This window comes from Bradyrhizobium sp. (assembly GCF_035935975.1).
Taxonomy (GTDB): Bacteria; Pseudomonadota; Alphaproteobacteria; order Rhizobiales; family Xanthobacteraceae; genus Bradyrhizobium.
This window is the reverse complement of sequence record NZ_DASYWN010000010.1, coordinates 153,149-171,989: the sequence shown is the minus strand read 5'-3', so window position 1 is coordinate 171,989 and position 18,841 is coordinate 153,149. Positions and strand designations below refer to the sequence as shown.

The window sequence follows — 18,841 nt, the reverse complement described above, 5'->3', positions numbered from 1 at the left end:
CCGGGAGGACGCCGATGAAGAGTTTCAAGGTTGCCGATTTCAAGGCGCCGCTGCAGGAGTTCGACGAGGCCACGCCGCAGCCGTCGGGCACGCAGGTGCTGATCAAGGTCAAGGCCGCCGGTGTCTGCCACAGCGACCTCCACATCTGGGAAGGCGGCTACGACCTCGGCCACGGCCGCAAGCCGCTGTCGCTGAAGGATCGCGGCATCAATCTGCCGCTGACCATGGGCCACGAGACCGTCGGCGAAGTCCTCGCGTTCGGTCCCGACGTCAAGCCGACCGACCAGGGCGGCCTCAAGCTTGGCGATGTCGGCCTGGTCTATCCCTGGATCGGCTGCGGCAAGTGCGCGACGTGCCTCGCCGGTGACGAGAACATGTGCCTGACGCCGCGCTCGCTCGGCGTCTATTGCGACGGTGGCTATTCCGATCACATGCTGGTGCCGCATCCGCGCTATCTGCTCAATCTGAAGGGCCTCGATCCCGCGACGACCGCGCCCTATGCCTGCTCGGGCGTCACCACCTACAGCGCGCTGAAGAAGGTCGAGCAGCATTTCGACACGCCGATCGTGATGTTCGGTGCCGGCGGTCTCGGCCTGATGGCGCTGTCGCTGCTGAAAGCAATGGGCGGCAAGGGCGCGATCATGGTCGATATCGACGCCAGGAAGCGCGAGGCCGCGGAGAAGGCCGGCGCGCTCGCGACCGTCGATCCCAAGGCGCCGGATGCGCTGGAACAGCTTGCGAAGAAAGCGGGCGGGCCGATCCGCGCCGTGATCGACCTCGTCGGCAATGCCGCAACGACGCAACTCGGCTTCGACTGCCTGACCAAGGGCGGCAAGCTCGTCATCGTCGGCCTGTTCGGCGGTGGCGCGACCTGGGCGCTGCCGCTGATCCCGATCAAGGCGGTGACGATCCAGGGCAGCTATGTCGGCAATTTGCGCGAGACGCAGGAACTGCTCGACCTCGTGCGGGCCAAGAACGTGGCGCCGATCCCGGTGACGAAGGCGCCGCTTAACAAGGCCAACGACGCGCTGGTGCAATTGCAGCAGGGCGCGGTGGTCGGGCGCACGGTGCTGATGCCGTAGTCGAACGTTCTCTCCGCCGTCATTGCGAGGAGCGAAGCGACCAAGCAATCCAGAATGTCTCCGCAGATGCAGTTCTGGATTGCTTCGCTTCGCTCGCAATGACGGCTTGGCTGGCTCCCTTCCTTGAGGCCTCTCCCATGTCCGCAAACAACGCCTTCCACATCGCCGTGCTCGCCGGTGACGGCATCGGTCCCGAAGTCATGGCGCCGGCCGTCGAGGTGCTGCGCAAGATCGAGCAGAAATCGGGCCTGAGCTTCCGCTTCACCGAGGCGCCCGCCGGCGCCAACAATTATCTCGCCACCGGCAAGTCGATGCCTGACTCGACGATCAAGCTGTGCGAGGAGGCGGACGCGATCCTGCTCGGGGCCTGCGGCCTGCCGTCGGTGCGCTACCCCGATAATACCGAGATCGCGCCGCAGATCGAGCTGCGCTTCATCTTCGATCTCTATGCCGGCGTGCGACCGGCGCGGCTGATCCCGGGCGTGCCGAGCCCGATCGTCGGCGCCGACAAGCGGGGCATCGATCTCGTCGTGATCCGCGAATCCACCGAAGGCCTGTTCGCCTCGATGGGCAAGGGCGTCGTCACCCACGAGGATGCGCGCGAGACCATGGTGATCACGCGCAGGACGTCCGAGCGCCTGTTCGAGTTCTCGTTCCGTCTCGCCGAGCGGCGCAAGGCGCGTGGCAAGCCCGGCGCATTGACGTGCGTGGACAAGGCGAATGTGTTCAAGGCCTTTGCGTTCTTCCGCGGCATCTTTGACGAGATCGAGAAGAAGCATCCGGGCGTGAAGACCGATCGCCTTTACGTCGATGCCTGCTCGGCGATGCTGGTGAAGCGGCCCTGGGATTTCGATGTGATGGTGATGGAGAACATGTTCGGCGACATCGTCTCCGACATCACCGCGAGCCTGATCGGTGGCCTCGGCATGGCGCCGTCGGCCGACATCGGCGACAAATATGCCGTGTTCCAGCCCTGCCACGGCACCGCGCCCGACATCATGGGGCAGGGTAAGGCCAATCCGACCGGCATGATCCTGTCGGCCGCGATGATGCTGGACTGGCTCGCCGACAAGCACGGCGTCGAGAGCGCGGCAGAGGCCGGCGAGACCATCGAGCGCGCGGTCGACCAGGTCTATGCCGGCGGCATCAAGCCGATGGAGTTCGGCGGCAGCAATGGCACGGCCGATATCACGAAGGCGGTGCTGGGAGCGCTCTAGATGCTGCGGACCGCCGATATCGGAGCAACTGGAAGGTCATGAGTAAGCCAGTCCCCGAGCACTATCGACACCTGCGGACCTTCGCCTTCGGCGACAGTCCCGCGCTCGCCGATGAATTGCTCGACCTTGTCGTCAAGGGTATCAAGACCGCGACGTGCAGCACGGAAGACGAACCAAACACGTCCACGCCCGGCGAGCGCTGGGTCGTGCTCGACGGACGGGGGGAACCACGCTGCGTCATCGAAAGCACCGAGGTTACCTATCGGCGCTTCAATGACGTCGATGCCGCCTTTGCTTACGATGAGGGCGAGGGCGATCGAAGCCTCGCCTATTGGCGCAACGCCCATCGCACCTATTTCGGCCGGCTCGGGCGGTTCAGCGAAGACATGATGCTGATGTGCGAGCGCTTCAGGTTGATCGAGGTTTTCGGGGATCTCTCCCTCAAGAAACCATAGCTGACGTTCGCCTGGCTCCTGCAAGATGCGAACAGCAAAGGGATTTAATCTTCCTGAATGTCTGTTCACGCTGACAGATATCAGGAGTTCCGGACTACGGCGTTCGACGCCGCGGGCGATCTCTCCACATCGTCATTGCGAGCGCAGCGAAGCAATCCAGAGTCTCTCCGCGGAAATACTCTGGATTGCTTCGTCGCTGCGCTCCTCGCTATGACGGTGGTGAGAGAGCCGCGCTCGCAACGACGACGGCCTTACTTCCCCTGAAACTTCGGCTTGCGCTTTTCCATGAAGGCCTGCCGGCCCTCGCGGAAATCCGCGCTGTCCATGCAGGCATGGCCGACCGCCCTGATCGCCTCCATGTCGCGCTGGCTCTCGTCCTTCAGCACCTGCGCGATGGTGATCTTCGCGGCCTTGATCGCGAGCGGGGCGTTCTCGGAGATGGTCTGTGCGATCGTCATGGTCTCGCCCCAGAGCTCGTCGACCGGGAACAGGCGCTCGACCAGGCCGATACGCAGCGCCTCGGCGGACTCGATGCGCATGCCCGTGTACATCAGGAGCCGCGCCCAGGACGGGCCGACCAGCGACACCAGGTGCTTCAATCCGTCATAGCCATAGGCGATGCCGAGCCTGGCCGCGGGGATGCCGAACTGGCTGCCATGCGCGGCGAGGCGGATATCGGCGAGCATCGCGACCTGCATGCCGCCGCCGAGGCAAAACCCTTCGATGCAGGCGATCGTCGGCTTGGGATAGTCGGCGAGCAGCGCGCGCTGAGCGGCGCTGCGCTTGGCATATTCCTCGGAGGCCGCCGCGTTGTGGCGCGTCTTCTCGAACTGGCTGATGTCGGCGCCTGACACGAACGCCTTGCCGCCGGCGCCGCGCAGGATCACGACGCGCACGGCATCGTCGTCGCGCAAGGCCGTCAGCGCTTCGCCAAATCCCTCCCACATCTCCAGCGACATCGCATTGCGCTTGTCGGGATTGTTGAAGGTGATGACGCCGACCCCGCCGGTCGTGTGCTTGAGGATCTTGCCGTCGGCGTAGGGTGTTCCGGTCGTGCTGAAAATGTCGGGCATCGCGCGCTCGCTGGTCATTGGCGAGCGCAATGTGCGGCCGGGCCACGGCCCGGGTCAATCGCGGCGAGGGAGACGGCTTTGCATCCGCCTGTGCCGCGATTGCATGGCGAGCCTACTGCGCCATATGCGCGGTCAGCGGATGGCCGGCGGCCCTGCCGAAGAACGCCGCCTCTTCGGCGGTCGCCTCGAGCAGTTGCTCGTCCTGGTTATAGACGTCGTTGCGGAACTGGATGGTCTGGTCCTTGGTCATCCAGGCCGTGAGATAGATCCAGGCCACCGGCACCTTCTTCGTCATGGCGACGTCGAGATGCTGGCCGCTTGCGATCTCCGCGTCGATCGCGGCGCGGCTCCACTTCGGCTGGTCCTTGAGCAGCCAGGCGGCGAGATCGCGCACATTGTCCACGCGCGAGCAGCCGTGGGAATCGAAGCGATAGTCGTCGCTGAACAGATTGCGCTGGTTGGTGTCGTGCATGTAGACCGAATAGGCGTTCGGCATGTCGATCTTGACGGCACCGAGCGCGTTGAAGGTGCCGTTCTGCTGACGCACGGTGAAGTTCGGCGTGTGCGTGCCCGACCAGTCGACCGAATGCGGATCGATCGGATTGTCGTGGGCATCGAGCACCTCCATGTGCATGCGCGACAGGTAGGTCGGGTCCTTGCGCATATGCGCGGAGATCTCGGTCTTGGCGATCGAGGCGGGGACGGTCCAGGTCGGATTGAGCACGACGCTGGTGATTTGCGCCGTCAGCGTCGGAGAGGGCTTTTCGGTCTTGCCGACGATGACGCGATAGCGCCGCACCACCACGTCGTTCTCGACCGCTTCGGCGAAGGCGGCGGGGATGTTGACCACGACATAGCGCTGGCCGAAGCCGAAATTCATGTTCTCGAGCCGCTCGAGCGAAGCCTCGAGCTGCCGGATGCGCTTCTGCACGGAGACGTTCATCGCCGCGAGCGTACGCGGCGTCACCGTGCCGGTCGGCGCCAAGCCATGGCGGGCCTGGAAGCGTTTCACGGCGTCCGCGAGATCCTGGTCGAAGGCGCCGCTCGCCTTGTCGGCGACGAGGTCGCCGGAGATGATCAGCCGCTTGCGCAAGAGATCGTCATTGGCGCCCTGGACGCCGAGCGCGAACTTCGCATCCGCCGGGATGGTCGGCCAGCCGCCGCGCACCGCGAGGTCGGAATAGCTCAGCGCGGCATCCTTGATGCGCTGGGCCGAGCCCTCGTCGTAGGTCGGCTCGTGCGTCATCGCGAGCGCCGCGGCCGAGCGGCTCTCCGCCGTCGAGGCCGAGCCTGGCGCGGCAGCTTTCGGCGCGGGCGCATGGGCCGGGTTCGCCGCGGCCGGCACCGTGCCTGACGTCGCGGGCTTGGGCCCGGCCTGGCCGACGGTCTCGGTCTGCGCCAGCGCGGAGGCGCTTGCGAGCAGACCGACGGCAATGATCATCGCATGGCGTTTCGACATCTGTCCCATCGTCCCCATGAGAACGAGGCCCTCGCGGGCGCTCGCATTGGCAATTTCCGGCCGCCGCGCCGCGGGCACCGATTCGCAAAATCGGCGGAAAACTAGGACACCAGTGTTGAGGTCCCATTAAGCACGGCGAATCAAAAACTCCGCGTGTCAGGTGCGGAGGCTCTCATTGGGTCGCTGCAGGGGCGGGATGGGTTCGCAAAATCCGCGACGAATGGCGGTCAAACAGACAAGAAAAAAGGGCGGCCAAGCCGCCCGAGAAAGGCCGCGCGCACGCGCGCGAGCCCAGATCTGGTCCCGTCGGTCTCGTCCAATCCGGCCGCGCCCCCGCGACGCGGCGGATTGAACATCGGCCGTCAAGGCCAGAGCGCCGATCTCAGCCTTCGTTCGCCGCGATCGATTCCATCAACGATACGAGCTGACGCTGCACCGTCTGGTCCTTGATCTTGCTGTAGGCGCGCAGAAGGCGGAGGCTGAAGGCCGAGTCGAGGAACAGCAGGCTCTCGACTTCGCGCGCCTTGTTGTCGCCGTCGTAGAAGAAGGTCACCGGCACGTCGAGGGCGGAGGCGATCTGCTGAAGCCGAGCCGCGCCGACGCGATTGACGCCTTTCTCGTATTTCTGGACCTGCTGGAAGCTGACGCCGAGCTTCTCACCGAGCTCAGCCTGCGAGATCTTCATCTCGACGCGCCGCAGACGGATGCGCTTGCCAAGCTCGATGTCCGGCTTGCCGGCGCTGCGCTGCTTCATTCTCTTCGCCGCTGCTTTCATTTTAGTTTTCACCTTTGTTCTTCGGTTGAAAATCCCCCGAAGAGCTGGGTCAGGGGTTCGCCCATATACGAGTCCTTGAATTCATGCGGATGCACGAACTCTTCCTTAAACCACGGGAAGCGGGCTGGATTGAAAGCCTCGATCAGCCAGTCAATCATGTGCCGCACGCGGGGAATCCGGCCGCTACCGGGATGGTAGGACAACCAGATATCCAGCGGTCGGTTCAACTCGACCTCCAGTGGAATCAACTTCCCGCCAAGCGCAATGGCGTAGCTCGGGAAGACGCCGATTCCGGCGCCGTTCGCGACCGCCCAGTAGTTGGCGCTCGAGACGTTGGTCTTCATGACCAGAAGGTCACGCTCCGGAACGCCCGGGAAGAAGCTCTCAAAAGTTTCCTTGGCGGCGAGCTGGTCGGCGAATTGCAGCACTAGGCGGTGCTTGATCAATTCGTGGGCCGTCCGCGGCGTGCCGTATTTCTCGAGGTACTTCTCCGAAGCCCAGAACATCAGGTGCATGCGGCCGAGCCGCACCAGCTTGACGTCGAGTGCGGACGGACGCGACAGGTGGATGGCGACGTCGGCCTCGTGGCGGGAGACGTCGGCCGAGCGCATCGCGCAATGCAGGTCGACCAGGACTTTCGGATAGGCCTGCTGGAATTCGACCAGCCGCGGGGCGAGCCAGAACGTGCCCAGGCCCTCGGTCACGGCGACGCGGACTTCGCCGGACAGCGCGTTGGCGGTCGAATCACTGGTGCGCAGCACGTCGAAGGCGGCCGCCTCCATTCGCTCGACCGCGGAGACGACCATCGCGCCCTCGTCGGTCAGATGCGTGCCATGGACGTCGCGGGTGAACAGGGTGGTGCCGGTCTGGCGTTCGAAATCGTCGATCCGGCGGCGGACGGCGTTGATCGACAACGACAGGCGTTCAGCCGCCGAGCGGAAACTCCCGCATCGGACGACTTCCAAGAATATTCGGGCCGCATCCCAATCGGAGAGGCTGCTCAGATTTGTCTTTGGGCGTTCCTCCAGTGGAACGCCCCTTTCCGCCAAGGAGTGCATACAAGTCCTTTCGGTCCGTTAAACTGGCAGAATCTGGCGCAAACCACAACCACGACGGGTTGGGGAACGACGAGTTTTGAACGTCATCCTTACTCCCACGTGGGTGGTATATTGGTGCCGCCGGGATGGGTATATGGCTGGGAATCGGGCAGATCATCGCCCGGGTGAGGGGTGTCGCGTGAGTTCCGTTGCGAGCCTTGAAATGGCTGCGGGATTGTCGGCGCTGTCCGCAATGGACCTCATCGCGCGAGAAGCGCTGCTGCCTTCTTCGTTGGATCAATCACAGCGCGCGAGGCGTTTTGCCTGCGGTCGCTCGTTCGACGGCCGCCAACCCAACGTCGCGATGGTCGCAAAAACCGCGGTTTCAGCGCGGAAACACACCGAAATCATGTTCAGGGGCGCAGGAGCCTCATGCTATCCTCGGTACTCGATGGGGGCCGAGGGGATCACCACAAACAATTCTCGCAGGCCGAATTAACGGAAAGAACGCCGGTGTCGCATTCAGACGAACAGTTGCAGTCGGTGCTGGAAACGCTCGAGGGCTGCCGCAGGGCGCTCAACGAGATGAACAGCCGTGAGTCGGCCGAACTGCTGTCCATCGTCATTCTCGACGTGCGGATGAAGCTCAAAGGAATTGACGGCGCTGATCTCAAGGCGCTGTGCGACGAAATGCTGCGGAGCGCCGGAAGCGAACCGCAGCCCCCCTCCAAGCAGACGCAGGACCAGCCCCGGCGTCCGCTGCTCCGCGTGGTGAAGTAGCCACGCCGCCGAGTCTCGCTTTTTGGCGAGATTTGTGCGCGTCCCGATGCCGCATCTGTGATCACAGACGGCATCGGGAGGAGCCCTGGTTTTGTGCGCCTCTGTTGCGCATTCCCCGGCATCGGCTACACCAGAGCCGTTTGGCTCCGGCGCGCGCATCCCAGCGCGCGGCCATCGGGCCTGAGATGGCTCCGACTGCACCATGCAAAATGTTTCGATCCCGGCGGCGCTGATTGCCGGCCTCGTCAGCTTCCTCTCCCCTTGCGTCCTGCCGCTGGTTCCGCCCTATTTGATCTATCTCACGGGCGCGACGATCGAGCATGTCGAGAGCGACGAGGAGGCCGCTGCCTCCAAGCGCGCGATCATGATGTCGGCGCTGCTGTTCGTGCTCGGTTTCTCCACGGTGTTCGTGGCGCTCGGCGCCAGCGCCTCGCTGATCGGCGGGCTGATCCGCGCCTGGTCGGCCGAGCTCTCGATCCTCGCCGGCGTCGTCATCATCATCATGGGCCTGCACTTCCTCGGACTGACCCGTATCGGCCTGCTGATGCGCGAGGGCCGGCTGCCGATCCCCAAGCCGGTCGGCCTCTGGGGCGCCTACATCATGGGCCTCGCCTTCGCCTTCGGCTGGACGCCCTGCATCGGCCCGATCCTGGCCGCGATCCTCTCGATCGCCGCCGCGGAGGCCACCGTGACGAAGGGCGCGGGCCTGCTCGCGGTCTATTCGGCGGGGCTCGGTATTCCCTTCCTGATCGCCGCGCTGATGATCGAGCAGTTCTCAAAACTGTTCGCGCGCATGAAGGGCCATCTCGCCAATGTCGAGCGCGCCATGGGCGTGTTGATGGTGATCACCGGCATCGGCTTTCTCACCGGCGCCGTCTCGAATGTGAGCATCTGGCTGCTTGAGACCTTCCCGGCGCTGCAGACGATCGGTTAGCACCGGATCAGCGCGCTGCTCCCTTAGAGCTACGCGAGGCGTCTCGCCGCATCCGGCGTCAGGGCCGGGAACGGGGATTGATACAGCCAGGCGACATTCTCGCAGAAACGCTCCAGGCTGGTTTCGCGCATGAGCTGATTGCGCAGCAAGGCGTGGACGCCCGCCGGGTGATAGACGTGATCGCCGAGCTCACGTGCCCCAAGCTGGACGCGCGCGGTGCGCAGCATTCTTGCGGTTCTGTATCGCTCCAGCGCGTTGGCGACATCGCCTTCGGTCTCATCGAGTTCGTCGGCGAGGCAGACGGCGTCCTCCAGCGCCATGCAGGCGCCTTGCGCGAAATATTGCAGCATGGGATGGGCGGCATCGCCGAGCAGAACGACGCGTCCGTCGGTCCAGCGATCGGTCGGATCGCGGTCGCAGGTCACCCACGCCTTCCAGTCCCGTCCGTGATGAATGATCGCCTTCGCGCGCGGATGCACGTCCCGGAAGCCTTCGAGCACTTCGTCATGGTTCACGGGCCTTGCCGCGAACGCCTCGGCGGGATCGTTGTGGCAGGTGATCGCGAGGTTGAACACCTTCCAGCCCGAGAGCGGGTAATGCACGAGATGGCACTTGGCGCCGGCCCATAATGTCGCGGCGTTCCAGCGCAGATCCTCGGGCATCTGCTCGGTCGGGATGACCGACCGATAGGTGGTGTGGCCGGCGACCCGCGGCGCACCGTCCGCGACCATCTGCTGGCGAATCCGGGAGCGGAGCCCGTCCGCGCCGATCAGGAGACATCCGGTGACACGCTCACCGGACTTGAGCTGCGCCGTCGCCGACAGGCGGTTCTGCTCGTAGCCGACGACGTCGCAATCGGTCCGCAGCGTGACGTTGGGGTGCGCGTCGCAGGCACGGACGAAAATGCCGTGAAGATCGCCGCGATGGACCACGGCGTAGGGATTGCCGAAGCGCCGGCGGAAATAGCTGGTCAGATCGATGCTGGTGATCTCTTCCGCCGAGATCGCGTCCATCAGGCGAAGCTGGTCGATGAACACGGCGATCGAGCGGGCGGCATCGCCGAGCGAGAGCCGGTCGAAGGCGTGGAATGCGTTGGGACCGAGCTGAATGCCGGCGCCGATCTCCTGATAGCGCGCCGCGCGTTCCAGGACCGTGACCTGGAAACCCTTCTGGGCCAGGGCGATTGCGGCTGCCAGTCCGCCGATGCCGCCGCCGGCAATGATGATGGGATCCTGTCGCATGTCCTCTCCTTGGTGGTTTTCCTATTTTCTTGACGTCTTTGCGCGCGGCTTGCTCGCCTTGCTGCGCGTCTCCGGCTGCTCGTCGCGGACGTCCTTCGGTCGCGGCGACGGCGCCACCTTGATCAATCCGGCTTCGACTTCCTGCTCGAGCCGATCGATGTTGTGATAGAGCTCGACCAGCACGCGCTTCAGCTCGGCCGATTCCTTCGCCGACATGTTGCCGGTGACGACCTCTTCATAATAGGCGGCGAGCGGCATCAGCCGTTCTGCGAGCTCCGCGCCCCTGGGCGTCAGGGCGACTTGAAGGCTGCGCTGGTCGTTCTCGGGCCGATCGCGTGTCAACAAGCCGACGCGGCTCATCTCCGCGACGATGCGGGACAGCGTGGACACGTCGGCCGAGGTGAGTTCGGCGATCTCGCCGAGCCGCAACGGACGGCCTTGCTCCGACAGCGCGGCGAGCACGCGGTACATCGGCAGCGTCAACTTCTCGTGACGTATCACACGCGTGAACAGGTCGCCCATGCGTACGCCCAACCGGGCGAGCAGATAGGGAAGCGAATTCGAAAATCGATACATGAGTTTAGGTCCGGGCTTGGGTCCTGGCGGGAGAGCTCCGCCCGGATTAAGCGCCAACCTTCGCATGTGCAATATTTGCGTATCAATTATTTGCAAATGAAACTTTCTCATTGACAAGTATTTGGATCAAGTGCTTTGCATTGTCAACGCCGAAAGCAAAGCCGAAGGACCGACGCCATGCAGGGCAAGATCGCGCTCGAAGAGCATTTCGCGATGGACGACACCGTTCAGGACAGCGCGGGCTTCGCGCCGGCGGACGATTGGCGCGAACTCGAGGCGCGGCTGCTCGACATTCACGACCGGCGGTTGGCCGAGATGGACGCGCATGGCATCGACATGATGCTGCTGTCGCTGAACGCACCGGCCGTACAGGCGATTGCGGACCGCAACCGCGCGCTGGAGCTGTCACGCCGCGCCAACGATTTCCTCGCCGAGCAGGTCGCGAGGCGGCCGGATCGCTTCCAGGGGCTTGCGGCGCTGCCGATGCAGGATCCGGATGCTGCCGCGCGCGAGCTCGATCGCAGCGTCAGCACGCTTGGATTTCGCGGCGCGCTCGTTAACGGCTTCAGCGAGCTCGCCGGCACCGATCATGCGATCTACTACGACCGCAAGGAGTTCTGGCCGTTCTGGTCGGAGGTCGAGCGCCTCGGCGTTCCCTTCTACCTGCATCCGCGCAATCCGCTGGCGAAGGACGCCGCGATCTATGAGGGGCATCGCTGGTTGCTGGGACCGACCTGGGCGTTCGGGCAGGAGACCGCGGTGCATGCCCTGCGCCTGATGGGCTCCGGCCTGTTCGACGCCTATCCCCGGCTGCAGGTCATCCTCGGCCACATGGGCGAGGGGCTGCCGTACTCGATGTGGCGCGTCGACAATCACAACAAGTGGATGCGGACCCAGAACGCCTATCCCGCGAAGCGCAAGATCGCCGAATACTTCCGGGAGAACTTCTACATCACCACGTCGGGCAATTTCCGCACCCAGGCGCTGATCGACGCGATGCTCGAGATCGGCGCCGACCGCATCCTGTTCTCCGCCGACTGGCCGTTCGAGAACATCGACCATGCCGCCGACTGGTTCGACACCGCGGCGATCTCCGAAGGCGACCGTATCAAGATCGGCCGCGACAACGCCCGCGCCCTGTTCGGGCTCGGCGATCCCAAGACCCAATCTGCCGCAGAGCAGACCGTGTCAGCAATCTCAATGGAGGAAACCCGTGAGCATCTCGTCCGAAATCGACGTGCATGAGGAATTGTCCGGCGCTGCGATCGGCCCGTTCCACAAGCAGCTCGGTATCCTGATTACGTTCATCACGCTGTTCGACGGCTATGACACTTTCAATCCCGCCTATGTCATCCACTATGTGGTCGAGCCCTGGGGCCTGCAGCCAAGCCAGGCGGGGTTCCTGGTGAGCTCGGGTCTGGTCGGCTTCCTGTTCGGCGCGATCGGTCACGGCAGCCTGGCCGACCGTTTCGGCCGGCGCGGCACGCTGCTTGCCGGCCTGTGGATCGTCAACGTCTTCACGTTGCTGACCGCCATGCTCGCAAACGACTTCTGGAGCTACTGCGCGCTGCGTTTCGCCACCGGGCTCGGCCTCGGCGTGCTGCTGCCGCTGGGGACCACCTTCATCAACGAGCTCGCGCCCAAGCGTGTCAGCAACACCTTCTCGCTGTGGGGTGTGACGCTGGGCTGGTCGCTCGGCGGCGTCTTCGCCGGTCTCGTCGGCGTGTTCCTGACCCCGCAGCATGGCTGGCAGATCCTCTATTACGTCGGCGCGCTGTCGATCCCGCTGACCTTCGTGGCGCACGCTATTCTGCCGGAAAGCCCGCGGTTCCTGGCGACGCGGTCGCGTGTCGCGGAGTTGCGCGCGCTGCTGGCACGGCTGCGGCCGGAGCGGGCGGCCGTCTATGAGAATGCGACCTTTGCGGCGAATGCCGCGCCGCCGCCGCAGAGCACGATCGCAGCCTTGCTGAGCCCGCGCTATCGCCGCCTCTCGCTGACGATCTGGATCACCGCGTTCCTCAGCCTGTTCGCGATCTTCGGTCTGACCGGCTGGATTCCGACCGTCATGCTCAAGCGCGGCGAGACCTTTGCGGCCTCGTTCGGCTTCGGCGCGCTGATGCAGGCGATGTCGTTCATCGGCGGTCTCACGCTCGCGATGCTCGCCGACCGTAATTTCACGCTCACGCCGCGCTATCTCGCGACCTGGTGGATCACCGGCGGCATTGCCGTGCTGGCACTCGTCTTCGTCAGCGGTCACGGCGTCAACCTCGCCATCGTCGCCGTTGCCGGCTTCTGCATCATCGGCGCGCAGCACGTGCTGAACAACTTCACCGCCGGCTCGTACGAGACCTGCTTCCGCGCCAGCGGCGTCGGGATGGAATTGGGCATCGGCCGGATCGGCGCGATCCTCGGCCCCTATGTCATCGGCCTGCTGCAACAGGCGACCGGCGGCCCCAACGCCGTGTTCTGGGCGATCGGTGGTGCATCCATCGTCGGCGCGCTGGCGATCGGGTCGCTTGGCGCGGCCGTCGCAAATCGTCTGCCGCGTGCCGATATCGCACCGGCGGAATAATCAGGCTTCACCAGAGGAGATCCAAAATGCCGACATCCACGCGTTCCGTTGCGACCACAGGCCCGTTCGACGCATGGGCGCTTCTGTTCGCACGAATCGCGATCGCGCCGCTGTTTCTCTACAGCGGCACCGGAAAGGTGCTGGCATTTGCGGCCACGGCGAGCCGGCTTCCTGGAGGGGCCGACGGATTCGGCGCAGTGCTCGCCGCAGGCGCATTGTCGGTGGAGCTCGGATGCGGCATGGCCCTGCTGTTCGGCCTGTTCGCGCGCCAGGCGGCGCTGGTCCTGATCCCGTTCACCATTGCTGCCACGCTGATGTTCCACAATTTCTGGGCCGCGCCGGACGCGCAGGTGGTGATGCAGACCATCAACTTCCTGAAGAACCTCGGCCTGCTCGGGGCTCTTGCCCTCATCGCGACCTACGGACCCGGCGCCTATGCCGTGCAGGCCGCCATCTGGCCGGGGCCCAAGGGCGCGCCGCACCTGTCGTGATCAATCCCAGCGACGCCGGACGCATCGCTCGCGATTGAACCAGGGCGCACACGCGTCAACGCTGCGAATGCGCGCCCTGGTTCGCCTTGATCCATCAAGCGCTCAGTAGTCCCAGAACACGGGTACCCAGCGGAAGGCGTCGCCGTCGACCGCGACGCGTCCGACCGACGGGAACGGCAAATGCGTAGCCACCAGCATCTCGCCGGTCGCCGCAAGCTCCCGCAAGAGGTTGATACGAACGCGCGCAGCTTCCTCGGGATCGTGCTCGAAGCCGTTGTGCCAGTCGGGTTGCTCGAACCCGACGGCGAATACGGCGTCGCCGGCGAATGTCAGTGCGTCCTTGCCGGACGCCACGCGAACCACGCTATGTCCGGGGGTGTGACCGCCGGTGCGACGGGCGACGACGCCGGGCGCAATCTCGTGCGTCTCATCGAATGTGCGCAGCTGACTGCCGTACTCCTGCACGAACCGCCTGGCGGTCGCGCGGAGCGCATCCGGAAAACCCTGCGGCATGTTGGTGTGGGTGAAGTCGGGCGCCTCCCAGAACTTGACCTCGGCGGCCGCCACGTGGATGCGCACATCCTTGCGCAGCCGCTGCTTCACGCCGTCGACGAGCAGCCCGCCGATATGGTCCATGTGCATGTGGGTCAGCACCAGATCGGTCACGGCCGACAGATCGATGCCGGCGGCCTCCAGTCGCTTGATCAACTGGCCGGCCCGCGGCAGGTGCAGATCGGGGTCGGAGCCGAGGCCGGCGTCGATGAGAATGGTCCTGCCGCCGCTCTTGACCATCACCGCATTCAGCGCCCAGTCGAAAGCGTCCTGCGGCAGGAACATGTCGTGCAGCCAGGCCGCGCGATCGGCCGGGGCCGCGTTGTGCGCCAGCATCGTGGTCGGCAGCGGCAGCACGCCGTCGCTGACCACCAGCACGTCGATATCGCCGATCTTGACCGCGTAGCGCGACGGAACGAGCTCTTCGGGGCCCGATGCCACGGGATGTGAGGGATTGTGCAGATTCATGTTCGTCTCCTGGCTCATGATGAGTGGTCCCCGGCGGTGATTGGTTGAGCCGGTCGCGCAGCCGGGAGTGCGCGGCCGTGATCGCGTCATGCGTCAGAGAGCGGTGACACGCTCCGGATCGGCCGAGGCCAGCGCTGCGGCGCGCTCGGCCTTCGGCGGATAGATCCAGACGGTGTTGATCTCGTGCTTGGTCTTCTTGGCGACGTCGCCGACCATCTCGACCTTGCGCTCCCAGCCCCGCGTGAACATCGCGCCGGCTTCGCCGAGGTCGAGGCAGGTGACATAGGCTTTCTGGTGATAAGATCTGGTCGGAACGCCGAGCAGCTCGGCCGCGGCGTTGTTGCCGGCAAAGGCGCCCATGCGCGTGGCGTGCTGGCACGACATCAGCGCGTAATTGCCGTCGTCATCGCAGGCCGCGCGGGCGGCATCGCCGGTGGCGAAGACGCCGGCCACACCCGGCACGCGCAGATCGCGATCGACCAGCAGCCGGCCGAAATTGTCGCGCTCGGCAGGAATCTGCGCGGTCAATGGCGCGGCGCGGATGCCTGCGGCCCAGACCACGGTCTCGGTCTCGATGTGCTCGCCGGTCGACAGCGTGACACCGGATTTGTCGAGCGAGGCGACGCCGGCGCCGAGCCGTGTCTCCACGCCGAGCTTGTTCAGCGCGTCCACGATCACGGGGCGGGGACCTTCGCCCATGTCAGGGGCGATTGCGTTATTGCGCTCGACGATGATCACGCGCGTCTTGGAATCCTCGCCGAAGATATTGCGCAGGCGCGTGGGCAATTCGGTCGCGGCCTCGATGCCGGTGAAGCCGCCGCCGGCGACGACCACCGTGTCGCGGCCGTTCACGGCCGGCCGGTCGGCGAGACCGTGCAGATGCTTATCCAATGCGATCGCGTCATCGAGCGAGTCGACACTGAAGCCGTGCTCGGCGAGGCCGGGAATGTTGGGACGGAACAGGCGGCTGCCGGTGGCGATCACCAAGCGGTCGTAGGACAAGGTCTTCTTCGGGCCCTTTGCTGTCGCGATCTGCACCGTCCGCGCCTCGGTGTTGACGGTCTCGGCGCTGCCCTGGATGTAGTCGACGTCGATCGCCGTGAGGACGTCGAGCAGCGGCGCCGTCAGGGTTTCCGGCTTCGGCTCATAGAGCCGCGGGCGGACCACCAGCGTCGGCTCCGGCGCGATCAGCGCGATCTCGAGATTTTCGGGCGAGACGCCCTGGATGTCGCGGAGGCGGGCGGCGGAGAGGGCGGCGTACATGCCGGCGAAGCCGGCGCCAATGATGAGCAGTCGCATGTGGTTCACTCCAGAGTTGGTTCGGGATCGGGTTGGTTCGCGCGTGCGCCATCGTCGCCGCGCGATGCGAGCGGTGCTTGTTACGGTCGATGATGACGCAGAGAGGTGAGACGGAGACGGCTGGGCCTTTACGGCGCGGAGCAGTTCGGCAGTGAGGACAAGAGCGCAGGGCCCTCACAGGCCGCGCGGCAGCTTCGCGGACCCAACGGCCAGCCGCGCAGGGCGATCGGCATCGTCGGTCTGTTGGGCCAGCTGCGATCGAGCAGGATTGACGTCGCGTGGTTCGTGCCTTGCGCGACCTGTGCCGGCGCTTCTTCTGCCGTTGGCGAGGTGAAACGCACGGTCAGGGATAGGCCGTATATGAGCGCCGTCGAGACGGCTCTCCGTCGTGGTGCAATCGCAAGAGATTTCCAGTCCATCGTTCGTCTCCGTCCGCGTGCTGCGATGCTGCAATGTCTAGCGAACCAGATCGTCGACTGCGCCAGAGCGATTGCCGTCGCTATCGCGCGATTGCTGTCAACGGACGCGCTTGCGCCAATCGCTCGGCGTTTCGCCCATCAGCTTCTTGAAGGCGGCGGCGAAGGCGGTCTGCGAGGAATAGCCGAGCGCAGCCGCGATCGAGACGACCGATTCGTCGGTCTCGCGGAGCATGTTCATGGCCTGCTCGAGCCGGTGCTGGCGCAGCCAGCCATGCGGCGAGAGTCCGGTGCTCTCCTTGAAGGCGCGGCAGAAATGGAAACGCGACAGGCCGGCATCGGATGCGAGCGCCGAGAGCGAAACGTCCGCGTCGCTGTCCGACCGCAGCCGCTCGATCGCCCGGCGCAGGACCGCCGGCGAGAGCCCGCCGACGATCGGCTGCGGCGTGGCGGCAACGCCGGCGTGGGCGGCGAGCAGGCGCGTGGCGAGGAGATCGGTCAATTGCTGCCTGAACAACGTGTCCAGTGCGGCCCTGCCGTCGAGCGCGTCGGCAGCGCTCAGCAGCAGGCGCGACGTAATGGCGTCGGGATGCCCGGTCCTTTCCAGGAGATCGCCGGGCCCTGCCGTGTTGGCCTCATCGGCGATCCGCAGCAGCGTCTTCTGCGGAAGATAGAGCTGAACGACATGCATGGGCCGGTGAATGTCCCATCGCGACGTCGAACCCGCCGGAATGATCGTCACGACGCCGGGGCGCGCCGTGCTGATGGCGGCCGATTTTCCGCTGCGCCGCTCCAGTGCCTGCGAGCCGACGGGATAGGTCATGACGACGTGATCGGCCATGGGTTCGACCACGTCGTGCAGCGCCTCGTGCTTCCAATAGGCGATGGCGCCGCTTTGGAAATCGGAGGCCATGCGCAGCGGCTGTGTCTTGAGTACGCGCGCCATCTCCGCGTCGGCGGCGCGCAGTTCGGGCGCCGAGCCGTCGTTGGGCTGTGCAGATGGCGATGGTGGCAAGCTCTTGTGCGAGGGATCGCGCATGCGTGCGGTGCTCCCGGTCATTGCATGGAATCTCCTGATCGCATCGAGCGTCAAATCAGGCGTCCGTATTTGCACGGGTCGGCGCGTGTTCTATGCGCTTTAGGACGGCGGGTCTTTCCCGAAGCGGCCACGCTTTGTCCGATCCTGCTTCGGGCAGGCGCAGGTTTTCGTAAACGCACGCCCCGGGGGGCGGCGCGTTGTCGCGGTCTTGAACGGAAACTGCGCGAGAAGTTGCGCTAGACTAGCTCACGGCAAATCGCGCCAGTGCCTGGCGGTCGATCTCGATGCCGAGCCCCGGACCATCGGGAATTCGCATAACGCCCTTAGCGTGCTCGATCGGCTCTTTCAGGATCGCCTGGCGGATCGGATGTTCGGTGCGGTCGAATTCCAGCATGGGCTCGAGCGGCGCGAGCGAGGTCGGCGTATGAGACGGCAGCACCGCGAGAAGCTGCAGCGAAGCGGCGATCGCGATGCCGGTGCCCCAGACATGCGGATTGTAGCGGATGCCGAAAGCTTCGCTCATGTCGGCGATCTTCTTGCATTCGGAGAGGCCGCCGGCCGCGCAGGTGTCGGGCTGGGCGATGTCGAGCACATGCGAGGCAAACAGGTCGCGGAAGCCGAAGCGCGTGAACTCGCATTCGCCGCCGGCAATGGGAATCGTCAGCGCGGACCTCACCGCGCGATAGCCGGCGACGTCCTCGGGCGGCACCGGCTCCTCGAACCATCCGATGTCGCAGGGTTCGATCATGCGGCCGAGCCGGATCGCCGCGACCGCGTCATAGGCGTGGTTCGCATCGACCATCAGCGCGACATCGCCGCCGATCGCCTCGCGCACGGCGCGCGTGACCGCGGCGTCCTCCGCGATGCCGAAGCCGACCTTCAGCTTCACGGCGCGGAATCCTTCCGCGACATAACCGGCCGCTTCCTCCGGCAGATATTTGAGCGGATCGCCCGATTTGCGCCGGTAGAGCCCGGTCGCATAGGCCTGCACCTGTTGACGCGCCGCACCGCCGAGCAGTTGACAGGCGGGCACGCCAAAATGCTTGCCCTTGATGTCCCACAGCGCGATGTCGATGCCGCTCAGCCCCTGGATCACGACGCCCTTCTGACCGTGATCGCGCAGGCGCGCGTAGATCATCTGCCACAGCACGTCGGTGCGCAGCGGGTCTTCGCCGACCAGCCACGATGCGACATTGTTGACCACGGCCGCCGTCATTCGCGCCGGCCCATAGCACTCACCCCAGCCTGTCAGTCCCGCATCGGTCTCGATCTCGACCAGCATGGCGGTGCGGGTGTCGTACCAGGCGCGCGCATAGGCGAAGGGCTGCGAGAGCCTGGCTTCGAGGATGTGCGTGCGAACGGCTGTGATCTTCAT

18 protein-coding genes are annotated in these 18,841 nt (G+C 65.2%); 8 read left to right on the top strand and 10 right to left on the bottom strand.

Annotation, left to right across the window (positions count from 1 at the left end):
* Positions 1-14: 14 nt before the first annotated feature.
* From VGR99_RS04485 to VGR99_RS04475, 3 genes are all read left to right on the top strand, one after another.
* The gene (locus VGR99_RS04485) at positions 15-1,082 is read left to right on the top strand and encodes an alcohol dehydrogenase (RefSeq protein WP_326897093.1); all 1,068 of its coding nucleotides are present in this window, start codon (positions 15-17) and stop codon (positions 1,080-1,082) included.
* 137 nt (positions 1,083-1,219) lie between these two features.
* A complete protein-coding gene (locus tag VGR99_RS04480) occupies positions 1,220-2,299 on the top strand; it encodes an isocitrate/isopropylmalate dehydrogenase family protein (protein ID WP_326897092.1) in 1,080 nt (359 codons plus the stop codon).
* A 38-nt stretch (positions 2,300-2,337) separates the two neighbouring features.
* Positions 2,338-2,754, top strand: a complete 417-nt coding sequence (locus tag VGR99_RS04475) for an ASCH domain-containing protein (protein ID WP_326897091.1) — start codon at positions 2,338-2,340, stop codon at positions 2,752-2,754.
* A 251-nt stretch (positions 2,755-3,005) separates the two neighbouring features.
* On the opposite strand, the gene VGR99_RS04470 is transcribed toward VGR99_RS04475, so the two are convergent.
* The 4 genes from VGR99_RS04470 to VGR99_RS04455 all read right to left on the bottom strand — a co-directional run bounded on the left by VGR99_RS04470 (position 3,006) and on the right by VGR99_RS04455 (position 7,119).
* A complete protein-coding gene (locus tag VGR99_RS04470; RefSeq protein WP_326897090.1) occupies positions 3,006-3,827 on the bottom strand; it encodes an enoyl-CoA hydratase in 822 nt (273 codons plus the stop codon).
* A gap of 112 nt (positions 3,828-3,939) precedes the next feature.
* Complete coding sequence (locus VGR99_RS04465; RefSeq protein WP_326897089.1) at positions 3,940-5,286, bottom strand: L,D-transpeptidase family protein; 1,347 nt, start codon at positions 5,284-5,286, stop codon at positions 3,940-3,942.
* A gap of 382 nt (positions 5,287-5,668) precedes the next feature.
* Positions 5,669-6,040, bottom strand: coding sequence for a helix-turn-helix domain-containing protein (locus VGR99_RS04460; RefSeq protein ID WP_027558475.1), 372 nt, complete (start codon positions 6,038-6,040; stop codon positions 5,669-5,671).
* 29 nt (positions 6,041-6,069) lie between these two features.
* Positions 6,070-7,119, bottom strand: coding sequence for a LysR family transcriptional regulator (locus VGR99_RS04455; RefSeq protein WP_326897088.1), 1,050 nt, complete (start codon positions 7,117-7,119; stop codon positions 6,070-6,072).
* A 492-nt stretch (positions 7,120-7,611) separates the two neighbouring features.
* On the opposite strand from VGR99_RS04455, the gene VGR99_RS04450 reads away from it, so the two are divergent.
* Complete coding sequence (locus VGR99_RS04450; RefSeq protein ID WP_326897087.1) at positions 7,612-7,878, top strand: hypothetical protein; 267 nt, start codon at positions 7,612-7,614, stop codon at positions 7,876-7,878.
* 202 nt (positions 7,879-8,080) lie between these two features.
* On the top strand, positions 8,081-8,812 hold the full coding sequence (locus tag VGR99_RS04445) for a cytochrome c biogenesis CcdA family protein (protein ID WP_326897086.1): 732 nt from the start codon (positions 8,081-8,083) through the stop codon (positions 8,810-8,812).
* Positions 8,813-8,841: 29 nt separating this feature from the next.
* Here the strand turns inward: VGR99_RS04445 and VGR99_RS04440 are convergent, their stop codons facing one another.
* Together VGR99_RS04440 and VGR99_RS04435 are read right to left on the bottom strand one after the other, a co-directional pair.
* Positions 8,842-10,053 (bottom strand): 3-hydroxybenzoate 6-monooxygenase, encoded by a 1,212-nt coding sequence (locus VGR99_RS04440; RefSeq protein ID WP_326897085.1) that lies wholly within the window; start codon positions 10,051-10,053, stop codon positions 8,842-8,844.
* A 21-nt stretch (positions 10,054-10,074) separates the two neighbouring features.
* Complete coding sequence (locus VGR99_RS04435) at positions 10,075-10,629, bottom strand: MarR family winged helix-turn-helix transcriptional regulator (RefSeq protein ID WP_326897084.1); 555 nt, start codon at positions 10,627-10,629, stop codon at positions 10,075-10,077.
* Between the two features lie 177 nt (positions 10,630-10,806).
* Between VGR99_RS04435 and VGR99_RS04430 the strand changes: the two genes are divergently transcribed.
* From VGR99_RS04430 to VGR99_RS04420, 3 genes are read left to right on the top strand one after another with little or no spacing between them, the layout of a single operon-like run.
* Entirely contained in the window at positions 10,807-11,874 is a 1,068-nt protein-coding gene (locus VGR99_RS04430; RefSeq protein WP_326897083.1) for an amidohydrolase family protein, read from the top strand.
* Positions 11,843-13,201 carry an MFS transporter gene (locus VGR99_RS04425; RefSeq protein ID WP_326897082.1) on the top strand — a complete coding sequence of 453 codons (1,359 nt, stop codon included), beginning with the start codon at positions 11,843-11,845 and terminating at the stop codon, positions 13,199-13,201. Before VGR99_RS04430 ends, VGR99_RS04425 begins: the two co-directional genes overlap by 32 nt.
* Positions 13,202-13,227: 26 nt before the next feature.
* Positions 13,228-13,692 (top strand): DoxX family protein, encoded by a 465-nt coding sequence (locus tag VGR99_RS04420; RefSeq protein ID WP_326897081.1) that lies wholly within the window; start codon positions 13,228-13,230, stop codon positions 13,690-13,692.
* A 102-nt stretch (positions 13,693-13,794) separates the two neighbouring features.
* Here the strand turns inward: VGR99_RS04420 and VGR99_RS04415 are convergent, their stop codons facing one another.
* The 4 genes from VGR99_RS04415 to VGR99_RS04400 form a co-directional block, all read right to left on the bottom strand.
* Positions 13,795-14,730 (bottom strand): MBL fold metallo-hydrolase, encoded by a 936-nt coding sequence (locus VGR99_RS04415; protein WP_326897080.1) that lies wholly within the window; start codon positions 14,728-14,730, stop codon positions 13,795-13,797.
* A 75-nt stretch (positions 14,731-14,805) separates the two neighbouring features.
* Positions 14,806-16,011: an NAD(P)/FAD-dependent oxidoreductase gene (locus VGR99_RS04410; protein WP_326897079.1), complete on the bottom strand. Its 1,206-nt coding sequence runs from the start codon at positions 16,009-16,011 to the stop codon at positions 14,806-14,808.
* Between the two features lie 516 nt (positions 16,012-16,527).
* The gene (locus tag VGR99_RS04405) at positions 16,528-17,487 is read right to left on the bottom strand and encodes an AraC family transcriptional regulator (RefSeq protein WP_326897078.1); all 960 of its coding nucleotides are present in this window, start codon (positions 17,485-17,487) and stop codon (positions 16,528-16,530) included.
* Between the two features lie 220 nt (positions 17,488-17,707).
* Entirely contained in the window at positions 17,708-18,841 is a 1,134-nt protein-coding gene (locus VGR99_RS04400; protein WP_326897077.1) for a mandelate racemase/muconate lactonizing enzyme family protein, read from the bottom strand.

Bases quoted from the DNA above. Each gene is read 5' to 3' on its own strand.
- VGR99_RS04485 (WP_326897093.1), top strand. From the start codon at position 15: ATGAAGAGTTTCAAGGTTGCCGATTTCAAGGCGCCGCTGCAGGAGTTC.
- VGR99_RS04480 (WP_326897092.1), top strand. From the start codon at position 1,220: ATGTCCGCAAACAACGCCTTCCACATCGCCGTGCTCGCCGGTGACGGC.
- VGR99_RS04475 (WP_326897091.1), top strand. From the start codon at position 2,338: ATGAGTAAGCCAGTCCCCGAGCACTATCGACACCTGCGGACCTTCGCC.
- VGR99_RS04470 (WP_326897090.1), bottom strand. From the start codon at position 3,827: ATGCCCGACATTTTCAGCACGACCGGAACACCCTACGCCGACGGCAAG.
- VGR99_RS04465 (WP_326897089.1), bottom strand. From the start codon at position 5,286: ATGTCGAAACGCCATGCGATGATCATTGCCGTCGGTCTGCTCGCAAGC.
- VGR99_RS04460 (WP_027558475.1), bottom strand. From the start codon at position 6,040: ATGAAGCAGCGCAGCGCCGGCAAGCCGGACATCGAGCTTGGCAAGCGC.
- VGR99_RS04455 (WP_326897088.1), bottom strand. From the start codon at position 7,119: ATGCACTCCTTGGCGGAAAGGGGCGTTCCACTGGAGGAACGCCCAAAG.
- VGR99_RS04445 (WP_326897086.1), top strand. From the start codon at position 8,081: ATGCAAAATGTTTCGATCCCGGCGGCGCTGATTGCCGGCCTCGTCAGC.
- VGR99_RS04440 (WP_326897085.1), bottom strand. From the start codon at position 10,053: ATGCGACAGGATCCCATCATCATTGCCGGCGGCGGCATCGGCGGACTG.
- VGR99_RS04435 (WP_326897084.1), bottom strand. From the start codon at position 10,629: ATGTATCGATTTTCGAATTCGCTTCCCTATCTGCTCGCCCGGTTGGGC.
- VGR99_RS04430 (WP_326897083.1), top strand. From the start codon at position 10,807: ATGCAGGGCAAGATCGCGCTCGAAGAGCATTTCGCGATGGACGACACC.
- VGR99_RS04420 (WP_326897081.1), top strand. From the start codon at position 13,228: ATGCCGACATCCACGCGTTCCGTTGCGACCACAGGCCCGTTCGACGCA.
- VGR99_RS04415 (WP_326897080.1), bottom strand. From the start codon at position 14,730: ATGAGCCAGGAGACGAACATGAATCTGCACAATCCCTCACATCCCGTG.
- VGR99_RS04410 (WP_326897079.1), bottom strand. From the start codon at position 16,011: ATGCGACTGCTCATCATTGGCGCCGGCTTCGCCGGCATGTACGCCGCC.
- VGR99_RS04405 (WP_326897078.1), bottom strand. From the start codon at position 17,487: ATGACCGGGAGCACCGCACGCATGCGCGATCCCTCGCACAAGAGCTTG.
- VGR99_RS04400 (WP_326897077.1), bottom strand. From the start codon at position 18,841: ATGAAGATCACAGCCGTTCGCACGCACATCCTCGAAGCCAGGCTCTCG.